The sequence below is a fragment of the Caballeronia temeraria genome (assembly GCF_001544795.2).
Taxonomy (GTDB): Bacteria; Pseudomonadota; Gammaproteobacteria; order Burkholderiales; family Burkholderiaceae; genus Caballeronia; species Caballeronia temeraria.
Genome location: NZ_FCOI02000032.1, coordinates 75,406 through 89,346 on the forward strand (window position 1 = coordinate 75,406; position 13,941 = coordinate 89,346).

Genomic DNA, 13,941 nt, shown 5'->3' on the forward strand with positions numbered 1-13,941 from the left:
ATGAAGATAGCCGTTGCGTCGCCCGAAAGCGAGGTCGTGCGGCCGGGCGCGCGTGTGGGATTCGGGGCGCGCATCGATCATCATCGCGGGCTCATCATCGCGATCAGTGCGCTGCTCGCGATGCTTGCCGGATGGGTCGCGCTGTCCGCGACGCCCGTCGGGCTCTATGACATCGGATCGGTGATTTCGAGCGCGACCACGCTCGCGCTCGCGGCGATCGGGCAGACCATCGTCGTGCTGTCGGGCGGATTCGATCTGTCGGCGTCGGCGGTCGTGTCGCTCGCCAATGTGCTCGCGGTGCGGTTCGTGCAGGGATCGCCCGTCGAGCAATGGGCGGGCGCCGCGCTGATCCTCGCGATCGGCGGCGGCATCGGCCTCGTGAACGGCGCGCTGATTGCATGGTTTCGCTTGCAATCGATCGTCGTCACGCTCGCGACGATGTTCATGGTGCAAGGCTTGACGCTGCTGATCCAGAACAAGCCGGGCGGCAGCGTCGGCGACCAGTTCGGCGCCGTGCTTACCGCCGACCTCATCCCCGAGAAGTTGCCGATGTCGGCGGGGTTGTTGCTCGTCGCGTTGCTGGTCTGGTCGTTCATCAAGCGCACGCGCTACGGCGTGGGTCTCTACGCGCTCGGCAGCGACCCGGACGGCGCGTATGCGAACGGCATGCCGGTCACGCGGTATCGCATCGCGACCTATGCGCTTGCGGGCATGTTCTACGCCGCGGCGGGATTGTACGTATCGGCACAGACGGGATCGGCCGATCCGCTCGTCGGCCGTCCGCTTCTCCTTTCGATGTTCACGGCCGTCGTGCTCGGCGGCACGCTGCTCGGCGGCGGGCGCGGCGGGTGCGTCGGCACCGTCTTCGCCGCGATGACGCTGATGATCACGGTCAACATCCTGCTCGTGCTGAACGTATCGGCATTCTTCACGACGATCGCCGAAGCGGTGATCCTGATTCTCGCGGTGCTCGGCTCGTCGATCGGCAAGCAATCGGCGGCGCACGAATGCGCGCGTCATGCGGCGCAGTGGCTCAAAGCGGTGCGAACGGGAACACGCGCGCGCGACGACAAACACGCACGGCGCGTCGAGTTCGCAGTCGACGATTATCGTCCGGTCGAAAACACCGAGCTCAAAGGACGTCCGATCGCCGACTGGATCGAGCGGAATCGTGAATGGGTCAAGTACGTGGTGCCGGCCTATCTGCTGTTCTTCGCGGTGGTCGTCATCACGGGTTTCGTCTATGGCCCGGGCGTGCTCGTCAGCGCGAACTTCTACAGCAGCCTGCTCACGCTGACCTTGTTTCTCGCGATACTCGGGCTTGGTCAGGGCGCAGTGATTCTGACGGGCGGACTCGACCTGTCGATGCCCTGGCTCATCACGCTATCCGGCGTGCTGTTGACGGGACTCACGCACGGCGTGAACGGCGCGGCTGCCTGGGCGGTGCCGATGGTGCTCTTCGTCGGCTTGCTCGTTGGCGTGTTCAACGGCGTGGGCGTCGTGATGCTCGGCTTGCCGCCGATCGTCGTCACGCTCGCGGCAAACGGATTGCTGCAAGGTCTGACGCTGATCTATTGCAACGGCTCGCCGCAAGGATGGTCGCCATCGACGATCAGCGAATTCACCAATGAGCGCTTCGGGCCGCTCTCGCTCGCGGCGTGGAGCGTGCCGGTGTTTCTCGTGATCGCGTTGTTGCTGCTGCATCGCACGCCGTTCGGGCGGCGCGTGTATGCGGTCGGCAATTCGCCGGTCGCGGCGAAGCTGTCCGGCGTGCGTGTGGGCACGACGCTGATCGCCGTGTATTGCCTCTCGGGTCTGTGCTCCGCCGTCGTCGGCCTCCTGCTCGCGGGATTCAGCTCGCAGGCGTTTCTCGGCATGGGCGATCCATATCTGCTGCCGTCGATTGCCGTGGTCGTGGTCGGCGGCGCACTGATCACCGGCGGACGCGGGCACTATCTCGGCGTGTTCGGCGGCGCGCTGCTGCTCACGGCACTCGGGACATTGCTCGCGGGGACCACGGTGCCGCCCGCGGTGCGCGACATCATCAACGGGCTCGTCGTGCTGGCGGCGGTGATCACGTTGCGGGACAAGAAAGGCTAAATCAATTCGAACGAGGAACAGCTACAGATGCAAGCGAAAAACATTGCGGTGATCGGTTCAGGGCGCATCGGCCGCGCGTGGACGATCGTCTTTGCGAAGAGCGGCTTCCACGTGACGATTCACGATGCATCGAAGGAGATGCTCGGCGGTGCGATTCCCGCGATACGTGAAAGCGTGCAGGATCTGGCGTCGTTCGGTCTGATCGATGAATCCGTCGATACGATCGTCGCTCGTATCACCGCATGCGAACGCCTCGCCGATGCCGTCGCGGACGCCGACCTCGTGCAGGAGAACATCGCGGAAGTGGTGGAAGCGAAACGCGCGTTGTTCGTCGAACTGGATCGGCTCACGAAGCCCGATGCCATTCTCGCGAGTTCGACATCGGGCTTGCCGGCATCGACGTTCACGGAAGGCATCGAAGGCCGCGCACGCTGCCTCGTCGCGCATCCGGTGAATCCGCCGTCGCTCGTGCCGCTCGTCGAGTTGTGCGGCGCGCCGTGGACCTCGCCGGACGCGATGGAACGCGCTCGCGCCATCTACGAGATTGCGAAGCAAAAGCCCGTGACCGTCAACCGCGAGATATCGGGTTTTCTGCTCAACCGTCTGCAAGGCGCATTGCTCGACGAAGCGTTGAGCCTTTACGAGCAAGGTTATGCGAGCGCCGCCGATCTCGACACCGTGATCCGCGACGGACTCGCGATGCGCTGGTCGTTCATGGGACCATTCGAAACGATCGATCTGAACGCGCCCGGCGGCGTGGCCGATTACGCCGCGCGTTACGGCGGCACGTACAAAAGCATTGCGGCGGGGCGCAAGCCGTTCGATTGGTCCGCCGAGACGCTCGGTAAGCTCGATGCCGAACGGCGCGCCGTGCTGCCGCGCGATCGGATCGAAGAACGCAGCCGCTGGCGCGATCGGCGTCTGATGGCGCTGCTTGCACATCGGCAAGATATCGAGGACGGTGAAGCCTGATAAGGAGACGAAGATGGCCGAAGTACGCTTGCTGGTCGATGCGAACAATCATCTCGGGGAAGGACCGCTTTGGGACGTGAAGGAGGAACGGCTGTACTGGATCGACAGCACGGCTGCGGAAATCTATAGCTGCCGCGCGGATGGCAGCGACGTGAAGCGCTTTTTCGTGCCGCGTCACATCGGTTCGATGGCGCTGCGCGAGCAAGGCGGCGCGGTCGTCGCGCTCGCGAATGGCCTGCATTTCTATGACTTCGACGCGCAGACCGTGCAGTTCATCGCCGATCCGGAAAGCGACGATCCCGAGACGCGCTTCAACGACGGCAAAGTGGACCGGCGTGGACGTTTCATCGCGGGCACCATGTCTTACGACTTCGATCGCTACGACGCCGATCGCGGCCAGCGCTCGACGCGCAGCGGCGGCCTTTACCGGCTCGATACCGACCGCAAGGTCACGCGGCTCGACAGCGGCATCAGTTGCTCGAACGGGCCGTGCTGGAGCCCGGACAACAAGACGTTCTATTTCACGGATACATACAGCAAGGAGATGTACGCGTACGACTACGACATCGAAACCGGTGCCGCGACCAATAAACGCCTGTTCGTATCCGCGCACGATATGGCGGGAACGTTCGATGGCGCGACCGTCGACGAACAAGGCTATGTCTGGTCGGCGCTCGTGTTCGGCGGGCGCATTCTGCGCTTCTCACCCGATGGCAGGCTCGATCGCGTCGTGCCGTTTCCGGTGCGCAATCTGACGAGCGTGATGTTCGGCGGGCCGAATCTCGACATTCTCTATGTCTCGACGATGGGCCGCCCGATGTGGGGCATTCCGCAGAAAGAGCGCGACAAGGGCGGCCTTTTCGCGGTGACGGGGCTAGGCGTGCGCGGCATTCCGGAACCGCGTTTCGCAGGATGATGCATGAGCGATATCATTTGAGCCTCACGGTCACGAACGATATCGCTCGACATGGATACGAACCCGCTTCTCGCGTCGCTGCCGACGCGCATCGACGCGATCGTCTCGCGCGGCGCGAAGGCGCATTCCGATCACATCGCGTTGCATGAGGACGCGCGCACGCTGACATACGCGCAACTCGATCACGCTGTCGATGCGCTCGCCGCGCGTCTCAAGGCTGCGGGCGTGCGAGCCGGCGATCGCGTCATGTTGATCGGCGAGAACAGCGTTGCGCTCGTCGCATCGCTCTTTGCGGTCAGCCGCCTCGATGCGTGGGCGCTCATCGCGAATGCGCGACTGTCCACCGTCGAACTCGATGCGATCCGTGCGCATGCGAGACCGCGCATCGCGTTCTATACCGTCGAAGCCTCCGACGATGCCGCGCGTCACGCGCAACGCGACGGCGCCGTGGCCGAAGTGCTCGATGCCACGCCGATCGGCGCATTCGCGTTGAGCGAGGCCGATGCAGCGTCGCAAGAGGAGCCGCACGGACTGTCATCGGACAAGCAGTGCGCGGCGCTCATCTACACGACAGGAACCACGGGCACGCCGAAGGGCGTGATGTTGTCGCATCGCAATCTGCTGTTCGTCGCGGCGGTGTCGAGCATGCTGCGTCGCGTCGGTTCCAGCGATCGCGTGTATGCCGTCCTGCCGATTTCGCATGTGTTCGGCCTCGCTTCCATGTGCCTCGGCTCGCTGTATGCGGGCGCGTCGTTGCGTCTTGCAGCGCGTTTCGATGCAGAACGCGCGGGGCGCGTGCTCAGTGACGAGCGCATGACGATCTTTCAGGGCGTGCCCGCGATGCATGCGAAGCTGATCGATCATTTCACGCCGCGCGGCGGCCTGAACGCGCCGTCGTTGCGCTTCGTCTATTGCGGCGGCTCGCCACTCGACATGACGCTCAAGGCCGCGGCCGAAGCGTTCTATGGCGTGCCCCTGCACAATGGTTACGGCATGACCGAAAGTAGCCCGACCGTGTCGAACACACTGCTCGACGCGCCGGCGAGCGATTCGTCCGTCGGTCCGTTGATTCCGGGTGTCGAGGCGCGCATCGCGCCGCTCGCCCAACAGCGCGACGCCGACGATACCGGCGAGCTATGGGTGCGCGGCCCGAACGTGATGCTCGGTTATTACCGCGATCCGGTGCAGACTGCGGCCACGGTGACGAACGACGGCTGGCTCAAGACGGGCGATCTCGCGCGCTTCGAAAACGGCAATCTGTATATCGTCGGGCGCAGCAAGGAGCTCATCATCCGCTCGGGCTTCAACGTGTATCCCGCCGAAGTGGAGCAGGCGTTCAACAGTCATCCTGCCGTGCTGCATTCCGCCGTGATCGGACGCAGCGTGCAGGGCAATGAGGACGTGCTGGCTTTCGTCGAACTGAGGCCGGGTTGCGTCGCGAACGAACCGGAACTCGCGCAGTGGGTGAGCGAGCGGCTCGCGCCGTACAAGCGGCCTTCGTCGATTCGCATACTCGACGCGTTGCCCGTATCGGCGAGCGGCAAGGTTCTCAAGCATCAGCTCGGGAAGCTCGCTAATTAGTCGCGGAGGCAAGCGGTTTGCCCGCCGCTTTCGTGTCCTCGCCTGCGCCACCGAGCGACTGGAAGAGTGCGGCCGTGTCCGAGAGACGGCTGGCTTGCGCAAGCGCGTAATCGAGTTGCGTCTGCAAGGCCTGACGTTGCGTGTCCAAAAGATCGAAGCGGCTGACGCCGCCCGCCCTATAGCGCGCATTGGTTGTGTCGAGATTCGCTTGTGCCTCGTGCGCCGCGATTTCGCGTGAGCGCAAGGCATCGGTGTCGTTTTGCAGCGCGGTCAGGCTATCGGCGACTTGTTGCAGCGCGTCCAGCACGGTTTGTCGATAGGCTTGCACGGCTGCATCGTAGGCCGCTTCCGACGAACGCTTCTTCGCGCGCAATTCGCCGCCATGAAAGAGCGGTTGCGTGAGGTTCAGCCCGAAGTTCCAGACGTTGAGATTGTTGAGCACGTCGTGGATGTTGGTGCGCTGACTGCCGACGCCCGCCGAGAGCGAAAACTTCGGATAGAGATCGGCTGTCGCGACGCCGACATTCGCGCTCGCCTGATGCAGCAGCGCTTCCGACGCGCGGATATCGGGGCGTTCGCGCGCGAGCGTCGAAGGCAGGACGAGCGGAACGTTATCCGGCAGATGAAGCGAATCGAGCGTGATCGCATCGAATTCGGCTTTGGACGGCTCGACGCCCAACAATACCGCGAGCCGATGATCGGCTTGCTCGCGTTGCGTGACGAGCGCGGGCAGGCTTGCGCGCGTCTGCTCGACGAGCGTGCGCTGGCTGCGAACATCGAACGTCGCTACGCCGCCCGCATCGAGCCGGCCTTGCATGATGGACAGTTGCCGTGTTTGTGCATCGACGAGACGCTCGGTGAGCGTGATCTGCTGCTGTAGCGAAGCGCGCCGGATCGCTGTGGATACGACATTGCCCGCGATCGAAAGACGTGCCGCGTCGAGCTCGAAGGACTGGTAGTCCACCTGCGCGCGCAATGCTTCCAGCGCGCGCCGCTCGCCGCCGAAGACGTCCAGCGTGTATGAAACACTCACCGATGCATCGTAGAGCGTGAATGGGCCGGGGCTCGGAATCGGCACGCCGAACGCGGCAGGATCGACTTTCTGACGCGTGCCGGAGAGCGAGGCGTCGACGGCGGGGAAGTACGTCGCGCCCGCTTGCGCGTGGTAGTCCTCGCGTGCCTGCAAGAGCTTCGCGCGCGCCTGCTCGAGCGTGGGACTGTCGTTCAATGCGCGATCGACGAGACGGTTCAATGCATCGGAACCGAACTGGGTCCACCAGAACGGTAACGCATGATCGGCTGCGGGCGAGCCTTGCGTCGACGAGGACGTCTTGACGTAGGTCTGCGTATCGGGCGCTGCGGGCGCGTGGAAGTCGGGGCCGACGGTGCAGCCGCACAACACGAGCGCGCAGAGGGGAATGATCTTTTTCATCGACGTTTCCCTAGTCGAGCGTGCGCCGGTAGAAGCGCAACGCAATGCCCATCACGATGGCGGTGAAGAGCGCCATCGGCCAGACTGAAGGCCACAGATCCGCCCAGCCGTTGCCCTTGAGAAGGATGCCGCGTATCAGTCGGTTGAAGTACGTGAGCGGCAGCAGATTGCCGATGAACTGCGCCCACTTGGGCATACCCGCAAACGGGAACATGAAGCCCGACAGAAGGATGTTCGGAAGAAAATAGAACATCGTCAGTTGCATCGCCTGAAGCTGGTTCTGCGCGAGCGATGACAACGTGATGCCTACCGTCAGATTCGCGGCAATGAACAGCAGCGCGGCGAGATAGATCGCAAATGGATTGCCGACGAGCGGCACATGAAACACGAAGCGCGTGGCGACCAAAATGATCGTCGCCTGTATGAGGCCGATGAACACGTAAGGCACGATCTTGCCCGTCATCACTTCGACGGGGCGCACGGGCGTGGCGAGCAGATTCTCCATCGTGCCGCGTTCGCGTTCGCGCGTCATCGCGAGGCCGGTCATCATGACGAGCGTCATCGTGAGGATCACGCCCATCAAACCCGGCACGACGTTGTATTGCGTGATGCCTTCGGGGTTGTAGAGGTTGTGGACTTGCACGTCGAATGCGGCGGGCGTCGCATTCAGATGCGCGAGCGGGCCGGTGATGTCTTTGTCGGCAACGGACTGCACGAGCGATGAAAGCGCGTTGCTCGCTTTGCTCACTGCATTCGGATCGGTGGCGTCCGCTTCGACGAGCAAGGCCGGCCGCTCGCCGCGCAACAGCTTGCGCGAGAAATCGACGGGAATGTTGAGCACGAAAAGCACGCGGCCTTGCGCGAGCGCGCGGCGGCCGGCGGCATCGTCGGGCAGCGTGTCGACGATATCGAAGTAATCGGAATGCTCCATCGCCGCGATGAAGCTGCGCGAGAACGGACTTTGATCGCCGACGATCACGGCCGTCGGCAAATGCTTCGGGTCGGTGTTGATCGCATAGCCGAAGAGCGCGAGCTGCACGATCGGCAAGCCGACGATCATGCCGAACGTGATGCGATCGCGCCGCAACTGCAAAAACTCCTTGGTGACGATGCTCCACCAGCGCGTGACCGAGAAGCGCGCGAATATCGCGAGTGGTCCGCGAGCCTTCATGACGTCACCTTGAAGTTATCGGTGGATCGGCTCATCAGATAGATGAACACGTCTTCGAGTCCGGTTTCGATGGGCTCGGCGTGCGTCGCGCCGTCTCTCGTCGCATCGCGAACGGCTCGTTCGAGCGCGGCGTGATCGCTGCCGCTCACGTGCAAGGCGGAGCCGAACACGACCGTCTGATCGATGCCGGGCGTCTTGCGCAAGCGTTCCGACAGCGCGCTCAGATGCTCGCCGTGTATGCTCCACGTCGCGAGGTTTTGCGACGCGATCACCTCGTTCGCGGTGCCTTGCGCGAGCAGTTTGCCGTACGCGATATACGCGAGCTTGTGGCAGCGCTCGGCTTCGTCCATGTAGTGCGTGCTGACGAGTACCGAGATGCCCTTCGCCGCCAGCCGATGCAGCTCTTCCCAGAAATCGCGCCGCGCGGTGGGATCGACGCCCGCGGTCGGTTCATCGAGCAACAGCAGCTTCGGCTCGTGCAGCATGCATGCGGCAAGCGCGAGACGCTGCTTCCATCCGCCTGAAAGCGAGCCCGTCAGTTGACTCGCGCGGCTCTGCAGGCCGAGCGCTTCGAGCGCGCGATCCACCGTCTCGCGGCGATTGCTCATCTGATAGATACGCGCGACGAAGTCGAGATTCTCGCGAATCGTCAGGTCTTCCCAATACGAGAAACGCTGCGTCATATAGCCGACGTTGCGCTTGATCTCTTCGCTTTCGCGCACGATGTCATGGCCGAGACACGTGCCGCTGCCCGAGTCGGGCGTGAGCAGGCCACACATCAGGCGGATGCAGGTCGTCTTGCCGCTGCCGTTCGGGCCGAGAAAGCCGAAGATTTCGCCGCGCGCGACTTGCAAGGACACATCGTTGACGACGTGCTTGTCGCCGAAGTGCTTGTTGAGATTGTGTACGTCGATGACGTAGGGCGTGTCCTGCGCGCTCATTGCAACCTCACGGCGACGGGTTGGCCGGGATGAAGCTTCGGCGCATCGGCGGGTTGAGGATGCGCCTCGACCATGAACACGAGCTTCGAGCGATTCTCGTTGCTATAGATGACCGGCGGCGTGTATTCGGCCTGATTGGACACATAGGTGATCGTCGCAGGTACGTCCGCCGCGCAGCCGTCGCAATGAATCGATACGGCGCGTCCTGTCGCGAGGCTGCCGACCACGCTCTCCGCCACGAAGAAGCGCACCTTCACGTTCTGCGGCGGCAGCATCTGCACGACGGGACTGCCTGCCTGAACCCATTCTCCGACGCGATAGAGCGTGTCGTACACGAGTCCGTCCGCCGGCGCCGCGACGCGCTTCTGATCGACCTTCCATTGCGCCTGAGCGACGTAGGCCTGCGCAGCGGCGACTTGCGACCGTTGCGCCGCGATCTGTTGCGGACGGCCCGGCAGCCGTGCGATGTCGACTTGTTCGGCGAGGTCTCGCACTTGCGCGGCGGTGGCATCGGCATTGGCGCGCGAATCGTCGAGTTGTCCTTTGGCGATGCCGCCTGCGCTGAACTGCGCTTCGTCACGGCTCAACTGCAACGCGGCCTTGCGCGCGTTCGCGCGTGCCTGAGCGAGTTGCGCGCGCACCGATGCGACTTCCGGCGCGCGTTTTCCCGTGAGGATGTCTTCCAGTTGCGATTGCGCCGCCGTGAGTTGACGCTGGGCCTGATCGAGCGCGGCGGTTTCATCGACGGATTCGAGCGCGAACGTGCTCGTGCCCGCTTTCAGTGTCTGGCCTCGCGCGGCGCTCAACGCCGTGAGCTTGCCGGACTGCGACGAGCCGAGATAGACAAATTCTCCCTCGACATAACCCTGATAGATGTCGCGATCCTGATGAGAGCACGCCGCGAGTGCCGTGGCGAAAAGCAGGCAGATCGGAATGGCGGCGATTCGGCTCATGGCGCGCTCCGTGAACGTGGATGTTTTCATGTCTTGGTTGGTCTACCAAACAATACGCGAGGCAAGTCCTCGCTGTCAAGCGCAGCGGCGGTGAGTCGCACGCACATGCGCGTCAAGACAAGAATAGGCGGCGCGAGTAAAAATTACAGGTGGAGCAGCGGCATCGATGAAAGTACGACGAAAGCCCGAGCGGGCATTACGTGTGCTGCGACGAGAGCGACATCAGGCGAATTCGATATGGATAAACTTTTGAAGATTGCGCAGGATTGCGGTTTCTCCGTTGTGCTCGAAGGGCGCATCGGCACACAGGAATACAACAGCGTAAGTGGTCCGCTGCAGGCGCTGGAAAAGTTCGCGGAAGTGATCCGCGACACGGCTTTGCAGGAGCAGTCGCGTCAGGACGAATGACGCGCGTCATCGTGGGCTCCACTGCACTATCCGCGTGATAAGAATCGAGAAGTAAAAAAAGACGGAGACGCCAATATGAAGGGAAAGAAAGGGCAACGCCTGCTTGCGCTGATGACAGGCGCGTCATTGATCGCATCGCTCGGTGCGCAAACGGCATTCGCAGACACACCAGGCGACGAAACGATCGCCGTGGCGGGTCTTTCGCAGCCATCGGACATTCTGATCGACCGCTGGGGCGTACCGCATATCTTCGCGGCCAACGATAGCGACGCGTTCTTCGTGCAAGGCTTCAATGCCGCGCGTGACCGCATGTTCCAGATCGATCTCTGGCGCAGACGCGGACTCGGCGAACTCTCGGAAGTGTTTGGTCCTGCATACGTGGAACAGGACAAGGCGACACGGCTCTTTCTTTATCGCGGCGACATGGCCACCGAATGGCAACGCTACGGTCCCGATGCAAAGCCCGCCGCCACGCGCTTCGCCGCCGGCGTGAATGCGTATATCGACTGGCTTGCCGCGCATCCGGATCGCATGCCCTATGAATTTCGCAAGATCGGCTATTGGCCCGCGAAATGGAATGCTGACGATATTGTGCGCATTCGCAGTCACGGCCTCACGCGCAATCTGACGAGTGAAGTAGCGCGTGCGCGGGTCGCGTGCAAGAGTTCGCTCGACGCGGATGCCATTCGTTTCGGCCTGCAGCCGCAATGGAAAGCGCAAATGCCCGCAGGTCTCGATCCCTGTCTTCCCGATGACGTGCTCAAAGTCTTCACGCTCGCGACACAGGGCGTGCGAGTGACGAAGGAGTCGATGAAGAGCGCGGATGCATCGACCACGATGATCGCCGCAGCCGAGAATCCCGAGGAAGTCACCGAAGGCAGCAACAACTGGGTGATCGCGCCATCGAAATCGGCGACCGGCCGCGCGATCATGGCCAACGATCCGCATCGCGCCTATGCTGCGCCGAGCCTTCGCTACATTCAACAGATCAGCACGCCGACGCTCGATATCATCGGCGGGGGCGAGCCTTCGGCGCCGGGCATTTCGATCGGGCATAACGGTTCCATCGCTTATGGGCTCACGATCTTCAATATCGATCAGGAAGATCTCTATGTGTATGAGCTGAATCCGGCGAATCCGCGTCAGTATCGATACAAGGGCAAGTGGGAGCCGATGCGCGTCGTGCGTGAGCAGATCGCCGTGCGCGATGGCGCCCCCGTCACCGCCGATCTGCTCTTCACGCGGCATGGTCCCGTGATCTACACGGAAGAGGGCAAGCATCGCGCGTTCGCGGTGCGCACGGCGTGGCTATCGCCGGGCATGTCGCCTTACTTCGATTCGATGCGTTACATGCGTGCGAAGAACTACGCGCAATTCAAGGCGTCGCTCGCGACATGGGGCGCGCCGACGGTGAATCAGGTTTATGCCGACAAGGATGGCAATATCGGCTGGGTGCCGAGTGGTCTTGCGCCGATGCGCCCGAACTGGGACGGCCTCATGCCAGTGCCAGGCGATGGCCGCTATGAGTGGGCAGGCTTTTGGCCGCGCGATGCAATGCCTTCGGTCTATAACCCGGCGCAGGCCTACTTCACGACGTCGAATGAAATGAATCTGCCGCCGGGTTATCCGTACGCGGAGCGCAAGCTCGGCTTCGAATGGACCAATGGATCGCGGCATCAGCGCATCGATGAAGTGTTGAAGTCGCTGCCCAAGGTGTCGATCGAAGACTCGGAGCGTTTGCAGAACGATATCGTTTCGATTCCGGCGCGCAGGCTCGTCGCATTGCTTGTGCCGCTTTCAAGCGATGATGAGAGCACGCGCGCCGCGCTCGCGATGCTCAAGGGCTGGGACGCGCACATGGGCGCGGATTCGCCGCAGGCTGCACTCGAAGAAGTGTGGCTTTCGCGGCATCTCGGGCGCACGTTCAAGGAAGCTGTGTTGCCGAAGAACGCGGCGGCATCGTTCGGCGCACCCGATACGGCCGTGATGCTCGATACGCTCGAACGTCCCGAAACGCGCTTCGGGGAGAACGCGCAAGCGAAACGCGATGCCGTGCTGCTCTCGAGCCTGCACGATGCCTATGCGGAGATGCAGCATCTGCAAGGCGCCGATGCAAGCCAGTGGCGATGGGGCAAGCTGCAGACGAACCTGAACGCGCATCCTCTGGCCGATGTCGTCGATGCTGACATGCGCGCGAAGCTCAATGTCGGGCCGACAGGAAAGGGCGGCAGTGCCTATACGCCGAATCAGTCGACGTATCGCGCGAGCGATTTCCGCGAGACCAACGGGCCGTCGTTTCGCGTGATCGTCGATGTCGGCAACTGGGACAACTCGCGCGCCGTGAATCTGCCGGGCGAGTCGGGCGATCCGGATAGCCCGCACTATCGCGATCTCGCGCAGATGTGGCTCGGCGGACAGTACTTCCCGCTGCTGTACTCGCGCTCGGCTGTCGAAGCCGCGACGGAAAAACGCGTACATCTGGTGCCGGACGCGCATCGAGAGTGATTGTTGCCGGATCGGCAAGGCATCTTCAGCGAGGGTGGTGATGATCTTCGCGCCGCGGTTCGTCACAATGCGAATGCGGTGGACGGGTGCTGGCTGGCGCCTCGCCGGACTCCTCATCCGGTTCGTCCTCCGCGTTTCTTCTCTTTTCTCCTCTCCGGCGTGGGAATAGAACGCCACGTACCCGGGTTAACCAATCGAAGCCTCTACGCTTGAAACCTAGGTCGAGTGAGTCGAAGCCGCGCAAGGGCCCTGTGCGTTCGATGAGGTTTGTGGATCGCGTGCGATCCGGTCAACCTTTCTGTCGGAGTGAACATCATGAACGCCATCGCTAAAGCTGTCGTGTCTCTCGTCGTGGTCGCCGCGCCCACGTTCGTTTTCGCGCAGAGTCAGAACGCTCCCTTGACGCGCGCACAAGTCAAGGCCGAACTCGTCCAGCTCGAGCAGGCCGGCTATTCGCCTGCCACGGGTGAACAGGCCAACTATCCCTCCGATATCCAGGCAGCGGAAGCCAAGGTCGCCGCGCAGCAAAACGCGACCGAAGCCAATGAAGCGTATGGCGGTACCCACGCCGGTGGCGCCGCTTCGGGCTCAGGCCCGATGCGCGCGCCTATGTCCATGACGCATGGTTCGATGTCGACGTCGGACTGCGTCGGGCCGGCGAGTTTCTGCACGCCGTTTTTTGGAAGTTGATTTATCGGGCGAATTTTGGGCGATCGTCGGGCGGGGGAGTTCGGGCACGGCTCCTCGCGCTTCTCTGGGTTTTCCGATGCAAGCGGCGGCTCCAAAAATAATTTGCGTGAGGGGCTTGCGAAGACGTCATCGGCCCGCCATAATCTCGTTTCTCTGCTGCTGATGCAGCGACGCAAGACGGTAGTGAAGTTAGACGGTCTTGCGATGTGCTCTTTAAAAACTAACAGCCGATAAGTGTGGGCGCTTGATAGCGAGTGCGGCCGGTTCTTCGG

General features: G+C 62.7%; 11 protein-coding genes. 7 read left to right on the forward strand and 4 right to left on the reverse strand.

The genetic code is table 11. From position 1 onward, the window contains the following. The 4 genes from AWB76_RS31560 to AWB76_RS31575 are packed head-to-tail and all read left to right on the forward strand — an operon-like array spanning position 1 to position 5,569. The gene (locus AWB76_RS31560; protein WP_061164034.1) at positions 1-2,100 is read left to right on the forward strand and encodes an ABC transporter permease subunit; all 2,100 of its coding nucleotides are present in this window, start codon (positions 1-3) and stop codon (positions 2,098-2,100) included. A 27-nt stretch (positions 2,101-2,127) separates the two neighbouring features. Next, positions 2,128-3,072 (forward strand): 3-hydroxyacyl-CoA dehydrogenase, encoded by a 945-nt coding sequence (locus AWB76_RS31565; protein WP_061164035.1) that lies wholly within the window; start codon positions 2,128-2,130, stop codon positions 3,070-3,072. 13 nt (positions 3,073-3,085) lie between these two features. Next, on the forward strand, positions 3,086-3,988 hold the full coding sequence (locus tag AWB76_RS31570) for an SMP-30/gluconolactonase/LRE family protein (RefSeq protein ID WP_061164036.1): 903 nt from the start codon (positions 3,086-3,088) through the stop codon (positions 3,986-3,988). Positions 3,989-4,039: 51 nt separating this feature from the next. Continuing rightward, positions 4,040-5,569, forward strand: a complete 1,530-nt coding sequence (locus AWB76_RS31575; protein ID WP_061164037.1) for a class I adenylate-forming enzyme family protein — start codon at positions 4,040-4,042, stop codon at positions 5,567-5,569. Here the strand turns inward: AWB76_RS31575 and AWB76_RS31580 are convergent. The 4 genes from AWB76_RS31580 to AWB76_RS31595 are packed head-to-tail and all read right to left on the reverse strand — an operon-like array spanning position 5,562 to position 10,066. After that, positions 5,562-7,001, reverse strand: a complete 1,440-nt coding sequence (locus AWB76_RS31580; protein WP_061164038.1) for an efflux transporter outer membrane subunit — start codon at positions 6,999-7,001, stop codon at positions 5,562-5,564. The two genes, AWB76_RS31575 and AWB76_RS31580, sit on opposite strands and share 8 nt — an antisense overlap. A gap of 10 nt (positions 7,002-7,011) precedes the next feature. Continuing rightward, positions 7,012-8,172, reverse strand: coding sequence for an ABC transporter permease (locus AWB76_RS31585; RefSeq protein WP_061164039.1), 1,161 nt, complete (start codon positions 8,170-8,172; stop codon positions 7,012-7,014). After that, positions 8,169-9,113 carry an ABC transporter ATP-binding protein gene (locus tag AWB76_RS31590; protein WP_061164040.1) on the reverse strand — a complete coding sequence of 315 codons (945 nt, stop codon included), beginning with the start codon at positions 9,111-9,113 and terminating at the stop codon, positions 8,169-8,171. Before AWB76_RS31590 ends, AWB76_RS31585 begins: the two co-directional genes overlap by 4 nt. Next, positions 9,110-10,066: an HlyD family secretion protein gene (locus tag AWB76_RS31595; RefSeq protein ID WP_061164045.1), complete on the reverse strand. Its 957-nt coding sequence runs from the start codon at positions 10,064-10,066 to the stop codon at positions 9,110-9,112. Before AWB76_RS31595 ends, AWB76_RS31590 begins: the two co-directional genes overlap by 4 nt. 237 nt (positions 10,067-10,303) lie before the next feature. On the opposite strand from AWB76_RS31595, the gene AWB76_RS41745 reads away from it, so the two are divergent. The 3 genes from AWB76_RS41745 to AWB76_RS31605 all read left to right on the forward strand — a co-directional run bounded on the left by AWB76_RS41745 (position 10,304) and on the right by AWB76_RS31605 (position 13,669). Then, a complete protein-coding gene (locus tag AWB76_RS41745; protein WP_167357796.1) occupies positions 10,304-10,474 on the forward strand; it encodes a hypothetical protein in 171 nt (56 codons plus the stop codon). A 75-nt stretch (positions 10,475-10,549) separates the two neighbouring features. After that, entirely contained in the window at positions 10,550-12,979 is a 2,430-nt protein-coding gene (locus AWB76_RS31600) for a penicillin acylase family protein (RefSeq protein ID WP_096031379.1), read from the forward strand. Positions 12,980-13,294: 315 nt separating this feature from the next. After that, on the forward strand, positions 13,295-13,669 hold the full coding sequence (locus AWB76_RS31605) for a DUF4148 domain-containing protein (RefSeq protein ID WP_061164047.1): 375 nt from the start codon (positions 13,295-13,297) through the stop codon (positions 13,667-13,669). Positions 13,670-13,941: the final 272 nt, after the last annotated feature.

Excerpts from the sequence above, each read along its gene's own strand:
- AWB76_RS31560 (WP_061164034.1), top strand. The coding sequence starts at position 1 with ATGAAGATAGCCGTTGCGTCGCCCGAAAGCGAGGTCGTGCGGCCGGGC.
- AWB76_RS31565 (WP_061164035.1), top strand. The coding sequence starts at position 2,128 with ATGCAAGCGAAAAACATTGCGGTGATCGGTTCAGGGCGCATCGGCCGC.
- AWB76_RS31570 (WP_061164036.1), top strand. The coding sequence starts at position 3,086 with ATGGCCGAAGTACGCTTGCTGGTCGATGCGAACAATCATCTCGGGGAA.
- AWB76_RS31575 (WP_061164037.1), top strand. The coding sequence starts at position 4,040 with ATGGATACGAACCCGCTTCTCGCGTCGCTGCCGACGCGCATCGACGCG.
- AWB76_RS31580 (WP_061164038.1), bottom strand. The coding sequence starts at position 7,001 with ATGAAAAAGATCATTCCCCTCTGCGCGCTCGTGTTGTGCGGCTGCACC.
- AWB76_RS31585 (WP_061164039.1), bottom strand. The coding sequence starts at position 8,172 with ATGAAGGCTCGCGGACCACTCGCGATATTCGCGCGCTTCTCGGTCACG.
- AWB76_RS31590 (WP_061164040.1), bottom strand. The coding sequence starts at position 9,113 with ATGAGCGCGCAGGACACGCCCTACGTCATCGACGTACACAATCTCAAC.
- AWB76_RS31595 (WP_061164045.1), bottom strand. The coding sequence starts at position 10,066 with ATGAGCCGAATCGCCGCCATTCCGATCTGCCTGCTTTTCGCCACGGCA.
- AWB76_RS41745 (WP_167357796.1), top strand. The coding sequence starts at position 10,304 with ATGGATAAACTTTTGAAGATTGCGCAGGATTGCGGTTTCTCCGTTGTG.
- AWB76_RS31600 (WP_096031379.1), top strand. The coding sequence starts at position 10,550 with ATGAAGGGAAAGAAAGGGCAACGCCTGCTTGCGCTGATGACAGGCGCG.
- AWB76_RS31605 (WP_061164047.1), top strand. The coding sequence starts at position 13,295 with ATGAACGCCATCGCTAAAGCTGTCGTGTCTCTCGTCGTGGTCGCCGCG.